Source organism: Leptolyngbya sp. AS-A5 (genome assembly GCF_039962495.1).
GTDB lineage: Bacteria > Cyanobacteriota > Cyanobacteriia > Leptolyngbyales > Leptolyngbyaceae > Leptolyngbya.
This window is the reverse complement of record NZ_JAMPLL010000014.1, coordinates 30,137-42,534: the sequence shown is the minus strand read 5'-3', so window position 1 is coordinate 42,534 and position 12,398 is coordinate 30,137. Positions and strand designations below refer to the sequence as shown.

Below are 12,398 nucleotides of genomic sequence, written 5' to 3'. Positions count from 1 at the left end.
TTCTTATCTCGGTAAATTGAGCGTCGAGAAAAACTCTAAGCACACCACGAAAAACGGAAACATGATTCCTGCAAGTCCAATCCAACCACCAAACTGCCCAATGAGCGAAGATAGTTTTTTTCTGGGTCGATCGCCTACCTGTGCCACAAACTGAGAACTCATACTCACTAACGCCGCCCCGCCCAAGCCAAACGGGAGACTCAGCAAAAACCATGTTCTCAGTCTAGCGCCCGGATTAATCAATCCAACCGTGGGAAATAGCACAAAACTGACCGCCTCTACCACAAGCCACAGCCCTAGAGCTGTCAGCAAATCTTTCTTTTGCAGGTCGTCAAAGGAAAAGTTACTCATCGTCTAACCTTAAGGGTTTCTCAATCTTTGGGTAGTAAAACATCACGATCGCATTTCTTAGAATAAAGATGACTCAAAAGTTCGGAGCGATGAGAAATGACCCCTCACGATTTATTGATGCTGGTTGTGATGCTAATCCCTGGGATCTTGCTTTCTGTGGCAATTATGGCAACGTTTGCGGCGGGTGGCTAATTTATTTCAGCCCGATTTCGGCAAGTCGCTGCTGTAGATATTTGCCTGCGGTGATTTTAGGGAATTTGATAGTGCCGCCTGTACAATCGATGCAGCCCTGAAGCGGCGTAAGATCGGTTTTGCTGGTGGGATGCACAAAAAATGGCATCGAAAATCGGCGAGATCGATCTCCCGGATTCACAACACGATGAGTTGTACTTTTGAGTAATCCATTGGTGAGTTGCTGCAACATATCACCGCTATCGACAATGATTTGACCTTCGACATTCGGAATTGCTCTCCAAGTTCCGTCACGCTGTAAGAGTTCTAACCCGCTTTCGGTTGCTTCACATAGCAAGGTAATCAGGTTGATGTCTTCGTGGGGAGCCGATCGTAAACTCGCGGGATCGACATCCTCTGGAATGGGCGGATAGTGAATAATTCGCAGAATCGTATCTGCATTGATCGTCGTATCGCTGAGAAACGATCGCTGCTCTCCCAAATACAAGGCGCAAGCTTCGAGCAATTTGACAGCACAGTGTTCGAGTTGGGCATATAGCTGATTCATGATTGAGCGAAACTCAGGAACTTCGATCGGGTCAAGATTCAGGAGATGATTTTCGCGTCCAACGTGCCAAAATTCTTTGAGATCCGGGACAGGATAATCTTTCGCGTGTTCTTTGCCAAGTCGCGTAAATCCTCGCTGTCCATTCAGGCTCGGATCTTCGTAGCGTAATTTCACGTCTGCGGGTAGTTCAAAGAATGCTTCGGCAAGTTGATAGGCGCGTTGAATCAGGGTGCGATCGACTCCATGATTGATCAATGCAAAAAAGCCAATGTCTTCTAAAGCGTTACCGATCGTCAAAACGAAATTCTGTTGCTGAGTTGGATCGTCAGATAGAAAGGATTGGAGATCAGCGATCGGAATTGGTTGTTTCATCTTGTACTTTCTCCATTGAATCAGCGAATTGCATGACTTAATTTTGCATTTGCTGATTCAAGTTGAGAAATTCTGTGATCAAGATCAGAAATTCCGCATCAAGTTGAGAAATTCCGTGATCAAGATCAGAAATTCCGCGATCGAGTTGAGCAATTGCATGACTTGATTCTGCATCTGTCGAATCGAGTTGAGCAATTCCGTAATTAAGTTGAGCAATTCGTTGTTAAGTTCCGCGACAGAATCGATCAAACCGACAAATCTCGGTGCGTAAACGGTTTCGCATTTGCGCCCGAATAGGTTGCCGCAATTTGTCCATCCCCGACTAATTGATATTTGTAAGTCACCAATCCTTCAAGCCCAACCGGGCCTCGCGGCGGCATTTTCTGTGTACTGATTCCAACTTCTGCTCCAAACCCATATCGAAAACCGTCGGCAAATCGCGTCGAACAGTTGTGATACACGCCTGCTGCATCAACTTGATTCATAAACAACTGTGCAGTTTTTACATCTTCAGTCACGATCGCATCGGTATGTTTCGAGCCGTAAGTATTGATATGTGCGATCGCGTCTTCGGTTGAATCAACAATCTTAATCGCCAGAATTAAATCACTGTATTCTGTTGACCAATCTGCCTCGGTTGCTGCTGCAATGTTCAGAATTTCGCGAGTGCGTTCATCTCCGCGCAGTTCTACATTCTTGGCTTGAAATGCTGAAACCGCTTCGAGCAGAAATTCCGACGCGATCGCAGAATGCACTAACAACGTTTCGATCGCATTGCAAGCCGCAGGATATTGCGTTTTAGAATCGACTGCAATGTTGACCGCTTTTCCAATATCGGCAGCACGATCGACGTACAAATGGCAGATTCCATCAGCATGACCTAACACCGGAATCCGCGTATTATCCTGCACAAATTTCACAAACGAATTTGATCCGCGTGGAATAATCAGATCCACATACTGATCGAGCTTCAATAACTCCAGGGTTTCCTCACGCGTTGTCAGCAATTGCACAACAGCCGGATCAATTCCCGCATTGGTCAATCCCTGATGAATGGCTCTTACTAATGCTTCACACGATCGAATCGCTTCTTTCCCACCTTTGAGAATGACTCCATTCCCCGACTTAATCGCAAGGCTCGAAATCTGCATCACTGCATCCGGTCGCGCCTCAAAGATCACGCCCAGCACACCCAATGGACAAGTCACTCGCTTGAGAATCAAACCCTCATCTAGTTCACGATGAATCTGAACGGCTCCGATCGGATCGGCTAATTTACCAACATCGCGCACCCCCACGATCGCGCCCTTTAATTTCGCTTCATCCAACTTCAACCGCGCATACAGCGCCGAAGAAATTCCTTCTGCCTGTGCTGCCTCACAGTCCGCCGCATTTGCCGCCAAAATTTCTGCTGCATTTGCTTCGAGCGCATCGGCAATCTTCGTAATTGCCTCGTTTCGCTTCTCAGTTGGCTGCACCGCAAGTTGACGCGCTGCATTTTGGGTTTGCTGTGCGAGTGTGGTGAGTGAAACTGAAGCAACAGAAGCAGTCATGACAAAAATCCGATTCGCGACAGTTTCCAGCGTAATACATTCTTAGCTCAGCGTCTCAGGGATGTTCTCGCCTTTATCCAGCGAGATTTGTCGGCGTGCTAAGCTGAAAGCTGCGATCAAGATTAAGATTGATTTACAAACGGTTGCATCCGGAAATCAACAATGATCAAGTTAGAGTCCGAATCTGGCTTTGCAAGTAGCGTTCCATTCAAAAACTTGCTGCCCCTTTATCGATTCGTCCGCACCGATGAAACCGTTATTCATCACCATCATCACCAAACTGCACCATTAAACGAAAAAGCGGTTCGGGTGCTGAATTGGAACATTGCTAAGAATAATGACGATCGTGCTTGGCAAATCGATTTTGATTGGATTCTCGATCGCTACCGTCCCGATCTGGTTTTTCTGCAAGAATTCAGTTTGTGCGCTCACTCCAAAAATTTTAAGCTGGCAGAATTAAGCTGGAGTTTCGCACCGAACTTTATCGACCAGTATCACAACATTTATGCAGGGGTTTTGACTGGCTCACAATCGACCAGTGTGGCTCACCGAGCGCTAGTCACTGAGCATTTTGAACCTGTCTCAAATACTCCAAAGGTTTCTCTGGTCACAGAGCATCCGTTTGCTGAAGGAACCTTGCTGACGATTAACTCGCACCTAATTAATTTCGTCGAGTTAGAGAAGTTCAAGGCGCAACTGCACGAAATCGAAAGCGCGATCGCGCATCATTCTGGAGCAGTCATCTTTTCGGGGGATTTTAATACTTGGAATCGATCCAGGTGGCAGATGCTTGATAAGATGACGCGCAGGCTCGGTTTAATCAGAGCAGAGTTTCCAGCAACCGATGCTCAAAAAATCAAGCGATTTTTGCTGTCTCCACCGCTCGATCATATTTTCTATCGCGGATTGCGACAGAATTATCTAGCAGCGCGTGTTCTCGATCACATTCAATCGTCTGACCATAAACCGATGCTGGTTGAGTTTCATCTCTGAGTCAAGCTATGGTCGATGTCGGTGGTTCCGTTCAGATCTTTAGCATTGTCGCAATTGTTGTTCATGTTCTAGGAATCCTCAATGCGGGTCATGCCGTGATGACGGTGCGATCGTCGCGTGGGGCGGTGGCTTGGAGTATTTCACTCTTGACGTTTCCGTGGTTAGCGATTCCAGCCTACTGGGTTTTTGGACGCAATCGATTTTATGGCTATGCGGAAGCGCTTCATGCCGCTTATGTCGAACACAATACGCTGGCTCAACAGGTTTATCAAGAAGCTTTAGAATACAAAACGGAATTACCCAAAGAATTCGCTTCACTGCAAAAGTTAGCAGATACGTTAACAACTATTCCATTCACAACGGGAAATCATTTTGAATTGTTGCTGAATGGAATGGAAACCTTTGCAGCAATGCTATCTGCAATTGGATCAGCAAAAGATTATATATTGCTGCAAACCTATACGTTAGATGATGATGAAATTGGACATGAATTCTGCAAAGCCCTGATTCAGAAAGCCTCTCAGGGGGTTCGAGTGTACTTGCTCTACGATGGAATTGGCACACGCGGACTGGCACGATCGTATCTACGCTCTCTTCGTCAAGCAGGCGTGAAAGTTAGAGCCTTTAGAAGCACAAAAGGACGGGGAAATCGCTGGCAAATTAACTTTCGGAATCACCGCAAGATTCTGATTGTCGATGGCGCGATCGGTTTTGTCGGTGGATTGAATATTGCGGATGAATACCTCGGCTACAAACCGCCTCTAAGCCCGTGGCGCGATACGCACATGAGAGTGCAGGGAACGGCGGTGAAATGTTTACAGGGCGGTTTTTTGGGCGATTGGTTTTGGGCAACGCGAAGCCTTCCCGAAGTGCAATGGAACATTGATCCGAAACCGGAGTTTAATCAAATGGCACTGGTGTTTCCGACGGGGCCTGCGGATCATGTTCCAGCTTGTACGCTGTTTTTCATGAACGTGATTAATCAAGCGAAGCAACGATTGTGGATTGCCAGTCCGTATCTTGTACCAGACGAATCGATCGCGACTGCGCTCAAGCTCGCTGCCATTCGCGGGGTCGATGTACGGATTCTGCTGCCGAATCGCCCGGATCATTTCATGGTGTATTTCTGCGCGTTTTCGTATTACAACGAGATGCAAACGGCAGGCGTGAAGATTTACCGCTATCAGCCTGGATTTATGCACCAGAAAATCATTTTGGTAGATGATGCGATCGCCGGAGTTGGAACCGTGAATTTAGATAATCGCTCGTTCCAACTGAATTTTGAAGTCACCGTATTTGTCTTGGATCAGGGATTTGTGCGATCGGTTGAGAAAATGCTGCAAGACGATTTAGAACTCTGTCGGCTTGTTGAACCTGGAGACTATCAGAAACGCCCGTTGTGGTTTCGATTGGTAGCGCGAATTGCACGATTGTTTGCCCCGATTTTGTAATCGACCTGCTACGATCGCTCTGCTGCACTCTTGCTGATTGATGTGATGAAAACTCCAGAACTGCTTGCACCTGCTGGAAATTGGGAATGCGCCAAAGCTGCGATCGAGAACGGCGCAGATGCAATCTACTTTGGGTTAGATCGATTTAATGCCCGAATGCGAGCAGAAAACTTTACAGAATCGGATCTGCCAGAGTTAATGGAGTTTTTACACTGGCGCGGTGTAAAAGGTTATGTCACGCTAAATACGTTAATCTTTCAGAATGAATTAGCAGAAGTAGAACAATACTTACGATCGATTATTACTTCTGGTGTCGATGCGGTAATTGTGCAAGACATTGGAATTTGTCGCTTGATTCGGCATTTATCGCCAGATTTTCCGATTCATGGTTCGACTCAAATGACGGTGACGAGTGCAGCAGGAGTCGAGTTTGCGAAGTCACTCGGTTGTCAGTTGGTCGTATTGGCGCGGGAATGCTCGATCAAAGAAATCAACAAGATTCAAAAGCAGTTAAACGACAACAACATCACGCTACCGCTTGAAGTGTTTGTGCATGGTGCATTGTGTGTGGCGTACTCAGGACAGTGTTTAACCAGCGAAGCATTAGGAGGTCGATCGGCGAATCGGGGAGAATGCGCTCAAGCCTGTCGAATGCCGTATGAGTTAATTGCAGACGAGCAAACGGTAAATTTAGGCGATCGACGGTATCTGCTCAGTCCTCAAGATTTAGCTGGATTAGATGTGCTGCCGGAACTGGTGCGATCGGGCGTGTCTTGTCTCAAAATTGAAGGACGGTTAAAAGCCCCTGAATATGTGGCGAATGTCACTAGGGTTTATAGAAATGCACTTGATCAAGCGATCTCTGATGTGAATGCTGAACGCTACAACTTGGAAATGGCGTTTTCACGCGGATTACATACCGGATGGTTTGAAGGAATTAATAATCAAGAACTCGTTCATGCAAGATTTGGCAAGAAGCGCGGCGTTTATCTGGGTGAAGTCATCGAGATTCGACGAGAGCAGATTACGATCGCCGCACAAGCCCCAGTAAAACCCGGTGATGGCGTTGTCTTCGATGCGGGACATCCAGAAGCTAAAGAAGAAGGCGGACGGATTTATGCAGTCGATCAACACAACGGAAAAACAATTCTCACCTTCGGACGCGATCAGTTAAATTTGCGTCGCATCAGTACCGGCGATTTGATTTGGAAAACGAGCGATCCGGATCTCGATCGCCAAATTCGCCAAACTTATGCAGGCGATCAACCGAAGTTTCAGCGCCCTATTGAGATTGAAATTCATGGTGAAATCGGGCAGGCTTTGATTGCGATCGCCAGAGATTCAGTGGGACATATTACCCGCGTTCAATCTGAGATGCCACTCGTTGAAGCACACTCAAAACCTTTAACAGCAGAGCGATTACAAGAACAATTCGGAAGACTAGGAAATACGCCCTTTAAGTTAGGTAAGCTCGACAACCATTTAACGGATGCTGCAATGATTCCGGTGAGTGAACTGAATCGAATGCGGCGGGAGATTGTCGATCGATTAGAACAACTCCGAATTCAGCCGAAACAATGGCAAATGGATGAGGCGCGATCGCTCAAAGACTTATTACCAAAAGCGATAATACAATCTGAAACACCAGAATTAATTGTTCTCGTCCGCAATCTTAAACAACTAGAAACCGTCTTAAAATCAGGAATTCAAACTGTTTACTGCGAATTTGAAGATCCTCGCGCTTATCGGCAAGCAGTTGAGTTAACCCGCCAATCTTCAGATGCAGAAATTTGGGTGGCACCACCGAGAATTACAAAGCCTGGTGAACAGTGGATTTTAGACCAAGTTCGCAAATCAAATGCAGACGGATACTTAATCCGCAACTATGACCACTTGAAGTACTTCAAGGACGATCGCAAAATCGGTGACTTCTCGCTCAATGTCGCTAACGTTATTACTGCCGATTACTTCAAACAATTCGGTCTAGAGCGCCTCAGCGCTTCGTATGACCTCAATATCGAACAACTGACACACCTCATTAAAAGCTGTCCCTCCGATTGGCTTGAAATCACCATTCACCAACACATTCCGATGTTTCATATGGAGCATTGTGTCTTTTGTGCCTTTCTCTCAGAAGGGACTGACTTCACTAACTGCGGTAGACCTTGTGAACAGCATGAGGTGAAATTGCGCGATCGTACCGGAATCGAGCACGTTTTACACGCCGATGCAGGCTGCCGTAATACCGTATTCAACGGAACTGCACAAACTGGAGCAGAGTTCTTACATCACTTACAGCAATGCGGCGCACAACGCTTTAGAATCGAATTTCTCAACGAATCTAGTCATCAAATTACACAGACTATTGATCGCTATCGTCAACTCCTGAACGGAGAAATCACAGGCGCACAACTTTGGCGGGATTTAAAACTGCAAAATCAGCTTGGAGTTACGCGCGGCACATTGGGTTGATGCAATTGATAAGTTTTCTCCAAGTCCTGAAATCTTCTGCTTCTGTCCTGTGGTAGACGGAGGATTGATCGTAAATTTCGTAAAATTGCCCCGAGCGCAAATTGATTATTATGTTCGGAGGACTTATATGAAACGTTTAATGGCGCGTGTCTTTGCAGTGCTTGTTGTCGGTTTGATGGCATGGACAGGCTTCTTTATGCCTGCTTATGCAAATGTGACACTTCAACCGCCTGGAAGCGAAGAAGTCATCAGCCCAGACGGACAAGAGTATTCCAGCCGCCAAGAAGCTTATGAAAAAGCGATGGAAGCTGCTAACGATCCGAAGGGCTTAGACAAAGAATACGAGAAAGATCTCAAAATCTTTAAGAAGGAAAATCCTGACCAGGCAAACCTGATTGAAAAAGCAGAAGCCGCAGTCGAGAAAGTTGTTGGCGATAAGTAATTAGATCTCATCGGCGATCGAGCTTTCAAACTCGATCGCTTATCCTGCTGCCTTCCACGATCGCAATCCTTCCAACACCTGATCGGTCGTCGCTGTCCATCCGACGATGCCACCTTGCGCCCGCATCATTTCTAAGGTCGCTTGCTTAAACTCAGCAAAATAGCTCTCGGTTGCATCTTCAACCAACAAACATTCATAACCACGATCGTTCGCCTCACGCATCGTCGTTTGAACACAGACTTCTGTTGTTACGCCTGCAATCAATAAATGCGTAACGTTGCGCGCAATCAAGTGCATCTCTAAATCAGTATTGTAGAACGCACCCTTTCCCGGTTTTGGAATCAAGACTTCTCCAGGCATCGGTGCAAGTTCTGGAATAATTTCATTTCCAGGTTCCCCTAAGACTAGAATCCTGCCAAGTTTACCCGTATCGCCGATCGTCAACTCTCCCCGACCGCGCTTCAACTTTGATTTAGGGCAATCGGATAAGTCGGGCTGGTGTCCTTCTTGGGTATGAAAAATCGGGACATTGAAAGCGCGACAGCCTTCGAGCAAGCGTTTCACAGTCGGAACGATCGCCGTTAATCGCCCGACATCATTTCCTAACACTTCGCCAAATCCACCCAATTCGAGAAAATCGCGCTGCATATCAATTACAATCAACGCGATTTCCGAATTGATCGGTAGCTCGTACTCGTAAGGCTGTGCTGCAATAAATGTCATAGGTGGTTAGAAGGGAATTCCTTGTCCCTTGGATGGTAAGGCTTTGAGATAGTGCAGAAACTCGATCAATTCATCCTCATCTAGCTCAGCACGAGTTTTTTTACCGTAAGTGTCTTGAAGATACGTGCTTCCTTGTTTCTTTGTCCAGCCAATCCGCTCAATTTCTGTACCAATTTGCGCGATCGCATCGGATAGATCGATCGGTTCTGGTGTAGGCAGTTCTGGCTCATCGTCTTCAAAATCAGACGCGAAATCGATCGTCGGGTTCGCAGGCTCACGAGTGATTTCTGGCGATGCAGATTTAATCTCTGGCATATCTAAGCCCGGAAACGACAGCAAATCAGGAACCGGAGCCACTTCATCGATTGGTTCTTCTTTTTTCTTGCGAACTGTCTTCTTAGGAATTTCGGGAACTAACGCTTCAACCGGGGGTAATGGAAGATCGGGAATTGCTGTTGTAAAACTCGGTTCGACTTCTTTAGGGGGTTCCATCGATCGCGCCGCCACATCAAATGTAGTTGCGCCTCCGGTTGGCGAAATTCCTAGCACCTCCATTGCTCGAACCCGCGCTCGATCTTCTGCAACTTCGATTTTTTCAGCCGCCGCCATTCCGGTTGCCATTGTCGTGGTTCCGACTTGGACGATCGCTCTGACCACAAACTGTCCATCGTGAATTTGAACCAGTTCCGAAATCAGCGCTCCTTGCGGAAAGCGGCTTCTGAGTTGGGCAAATAAGCTGTGCCCTTGAGAATATTGTGCAATCTGGTCGTCAGCAGAAGAAAACATAGCGGAATTTGTCGAAATAAGGTTCGCGATCATCTTTATTTTAGAAGGGAAAGAATACAGGCACTTTGATCGGGAAGTCTATAGGTTACAGGATGATCTGAAAATTCGATCGCTCTAAAATAAAAAAGAATTGAAACGTTTTGTACAGCACCTGACATCTAAAAATTCTATTGTTATAGTGAAGCCTTCAGCCGACCGCTTTCCCCCAGATTTCTTTGACAATTCAATGTTTTACAAAAACGTGCCAGAGGGTCAAGAACCGATTCGGGTTCACTTCGAGCGCCAGATCAAACGCATCCAACGCGATGTTTTGCGAATGGGAGCACTGGTCGAACGATCTTGCTGTCTCGCACGAGAAGCCTTGTTCGATCGCAATCTCGCTGCCGCTGACCAAATTCGCAAACTCGATAAGAAAATCGATCGTCTCTACAAACAAATCGAACTCGATTGCGTCAATCTAATCGCGCTGCAATCTCCGGTGGCTCAAGATTTAAGGCTACTCAGCGCTTTGATGCAGCTTGTCCGCGACCTAGAGCGAATTGGCGACTATGCTCAGAATTTAGGCGATGTCGCGGTGCAGTTGTTTCCGTATCCTGAATCGCCGCACCTGGGTAAAATTCGGCAGATGTTCGATCGCTGTCGAGCAATGTTAGCCCTTAGTTTAGAGTCGCTGTCCGATCTCAACGCTGAATTGGGTTTAGATGTGCGTCAGCGTGATGATGTCGTAGATTCAGACTACGAAACGCTTTATAACTTATTGGCGCGTCAGCAAGATGTGAAAGGCATGATCGAACCGATCGTGCTTCAAGTGCTGGTCATTCGCCACTTAGAGCGCATGGCAGATCATGCGGCAAATATCGGTAAGCGAGTGGCATATATTGTCACGGGCAAACGCTAATTTTTTTCGGGCGATTCTATCTAATCAAAAAATCGCCCGATGCAGACAATCTGGTTTTACGCTTTTGCGAGTGCAGGTTCACGCATCAGGGGTGCAATTGCATCGATCGCAGTTGTACCATAGACTTCGCAAGAGTTATTCGGACTCTCGATTAATTTCACTTTGTACAACTGTGCCCCGATTTGACGAATCGGCTCCTCAAGCAAGTCGCGAATGTGAACGGCGATGTTTTCTGCTGTGGGCACAACTTTCTCAAAATAAGGGATATCTTTGTTTAAGAAAGTGTGATCGAAAGGTTCTACAACGTAATCATCAACCGCTTTCTGGAATGCGACTAAATCTGCAATCATTCCCGTTCGCTGATCCATTTCACCTTTGATTGTGACTTCAAGGTGATAATTGTGACCGTGACCATTGGGGCGGGCGCATTTGCCGTAGATTTCGCAGTTCTGCTCAAAACTCAGATCAGGACGAGCGAGACGGTGAGCAGCGCTAAAGTGAGTGCTGATGGTGAGGTAAGCTTCCATGTTGTTTCCTAAATAATCTGCCCAGAGTTCAAGATGTTCGTAGAGTCGGATTTTGACAATCGGCAAGTGCGGTGCCAATCGATACCAAATTGATCGAGCAATATTTTCAGTTGTGGGAAGGGTTTGCTGGAACTCTGTCCATGCGTCATTTAGATAGGAAAAGTCAAGCTGGCTGGTGACTTCGCGCTTGATCACATGCTTGACATCCGACAGATTGAGTACCATGCCATATTCGTCTAGATCTCCCAGCATCGAGACATACAACACATAGTTATGCCCATGTCCGGGAGCGCGAGTACAAGCCCCGAATCGCTCGACGTTCTCCGCCTCGCTCAGTTCTGGCAGATAGTACCGATGGCTTGCCGAAAACTGGGCGCGGCGATCGATGATACATTTCATAGAAAGGTTAGGAGTTTAAAAAACTTCATACACCTTTAGGATAAGCTCTCCCGGTTGGGAATGCGTTTAAATTTGTGGGGCGTTTAGAATCTGATTCACGCTTTGATCAAACATTGAGACGATCGACGATCGTCGATCGAACTTTCTCATCGCCTCTCAGTACTTGATCTTCGTATTGACCGTTTACCCAGGTACAGAGAGTAATTTGCTGTTCTTGCGGATCAATAATCCAATATTCGGGAATGCAGCGAGCAGCATACTCGGTGCGTTTGTGGCGATAATCCCGATCGCGATTGGTGGTGCCAGGTGAGACAACTTCAACCACGATCGCGGGTGGTGGCATATCACGGGTGATAGTTGCTCGTGTTGCTTGGTTTAGTGCTGCCTTAGACTCCTCGGTATGAAGAATTAAATCAGGCAGTCGGCATCTGGCTTGTCTGCCGGACACTTCAATCTCAGTATCTTTGTAGGCACTCAGTCCGATCGGAAAATGCTTGAGAAGCTCAAAAAAGATGCGCTTAGCAACATCGTTATTTTGCTGTGATTCTGGCGGCATTTCGATTAGTTCTCCGTCCACGAGTTCGTATCGCGTATCTGTGCCGTCGTTGTAAGCCAGATACTCCTCAAAAGTGAGTTTTTTCGTTTGAGCCTGAGCCATGGTGTTCAAGCGCGTCGATCGGAGTTGTTTCATT

Annotated in this window: 13 protein-coding genes; 5 read left to right on the top strand and 8 right to left on the bottom strand. The window is 46.7% G+C overall.

The window, feature by feature from the left end:
• Window positions 1–3 precede the first annotated feature (3 nt).
• The 4 genes from NC980_RS16320 to NC980_RS16305 all read right to left on the bottom strand — a co-directional run bounded on the left by NC980_RS16320 (window position 4) and on the right by NC980_RS16305 (window position 3,015).
• The gene (locus NC980_RS16320) at window positions 4–351 is read right to left on the bottom strand and encodes a hypothetical protein (RefSeq protein WP_190377477.1); all 348 of its coding nucleotides are present in this window, start codon (window positions 349–351) and stop codon (window positions 4–6) included.
• 193 nt (window positions 352–544) lie between these two features.
• On the bottom strand, window positions 545–1,462 hold the full coding sequence (locus NC980_RS16315; RefSeq protein WP_190377476.1) for an isopenicillin N synthase family oxygenase: 918 nt from the start codon (window positions 1,460–1,462) through the stop codon (window positions 545–547).
• Window positions 1,463–1,546: 84 nt separating this feature from the next.
• Window positions 1,547–1,711 (bottom strand): hypothetical protein, encoded by a 165-nt coding sequence (locus NC980_RS16310; protein ID WP_190377475.1) that lies wholly within the window; start codon window positions 1,709–1,711, stop codon window positions 1,547–1,549.
• Window positions 1,708–3,015: a glutamate-5-semialdehyde dehydrogenase gene (locus tag NC980_RS16305; RefSeq protein WP_190377474.1), complete on the bottom strand. Its 1,308-nt coding sequence runs from the start codon at window positions 3,013–3,015 to the stop codon at window positions 1,708–1,710. Before NC980_RS16305 ends, NC980_RS16310 begins: the two co-directional genes overlap by 4 nt.
• Window positions 3,016–3,177: 162 nt before the next feature.
• Here NC980_RS16305 and NC980_RS16300 point away from each other — a divergent pair, with 162 nt between their 5' ends.
• The 4 genes from NC980_RS16300 (at window position 3,178) to NC980_RS16285 (ending at window position 8,373) form a co-directional block, all read left to right on the top strand.
• Window positions 3,178–4,008, top strand: a complete 831-nt coding sequence (locus NC980_RS16300) for an endonuclease/exonuclease/phosphatase family protein (protein WP_190377473.1) — start codon at window positions 3,178–3,180, stop codon at window positions 4,006–4,008.
• Window positions 4,009–4,016: 8 nt separating this feature from the next.
• Window positions 4,017–5,459, top strand: a complete 1,443-nt coding sequence (gene cls / locus NC980_RS16295; RefSeq protein WP_190377472.1) for a cardiolipin synthase — start codon at window positions 4,017–4,019, stop codon at window positions 5,457–5,459.
• Window positions 5,460–5,504: 45 nt separating this feature from the next.
• Window positions 5,505–7,931, top strand: a complete 2,427-nt coding sequence (locus NC980_RS16290; protein ID WP_190377471.1) for a U32 family peptidase — start codon at window positions 5,505–5,507, stop codon at window positions 7,929–7,931.
• Between the two features lie 127 nt (window positions 7,932–8,058).
• Complete coding sequence (locus tag NC980_RS16285; protein ID WP_190377470.1) at window positions 8,059–8,373, top strand: hypothetical protein; 315 nt, start codon at window positions 8,059–8,061, stop codon at window positions 8,371–8,373.
• A 39-nt stretch (window positions 8,374–8,412) separates the two neighbouring features.
• Here NC980_RS16285 and NC980_RS16280 read toward each other — a convergent pair whose 3' ends face one another.
• Both NC980_RS16280 and NC980_RS16275 read right to left on the bottom strand, forming a co-directional pair.
• A complete protein-coding gene (locus NC980_RS16280) occupies window positions 8,413–9,096 on the bottom strand; it encodes an isochorismatase family cysteine hydrolase (protein ID WP_190377469.1) in 684 nt (227 codons plus the stop codon).
• A gap of 6 nt (window positions 9,097–9,102) precedes the next feature.
• Window positions 9,103–9,882, bottom strand: coding sequence for a hypothetical protein (locus tag NC980_RS16275; RefSeq protein WP_190377468.1), 780 nt, complete (start codon window positions 9,880–9,882; stop codon window positions 9,103–9,105).
• 226 nt (window positions 9,883–10,108) lie between these two features.
• Here NC980_RS16275 and phoU point away from each other — a divergent pair, with 226 nt between their 5' ends.
• Complete coding sequence (phoU, locus tag NC980_RS16270) at window positions 10,109–10,780, top strand: phosphate signaling complex protein PhoU (protein ID WP_190377467.1); 672 nt, start codon at window positions 10,109–10,111, stop codon at window positions 10,778–10,780.
• Window positions 10,781–10,836: 56 nt separating this feature from the next.
• Here phoU and NC980_RS16265 read toward each other — a convergent pair whose 3' ends face one another.
• Together NC980_RS16265 and NC980_RS16260 are read right to left on the bottom strand one after the other, a co-directional pair.
• Window positions 10,837–11,706, bottom strand: a complete 870-nt coding sequence (locus NC980_RS16265; protein WP_190377466.1) for a 6-carboxytetrahydropterin synthase — start codon at window positions 11,704–11,706, stop codon at window positions 10,837–10,839.
• 106 nt (window positions 11,707–11,812) lie between these two features.
• Window positions 11,813–12,397, bottom strand: a complete 585-nt coding sequence (locus NC980_RS16260) for a Uma2 family endonuclease (RefSeq protein WP_242027032.1) — start codon at window positions 12,395–12,397, stop codon at window positions 11,813–11,815.
• Window position 12,398: the final 1 nt, after the last annotated feature.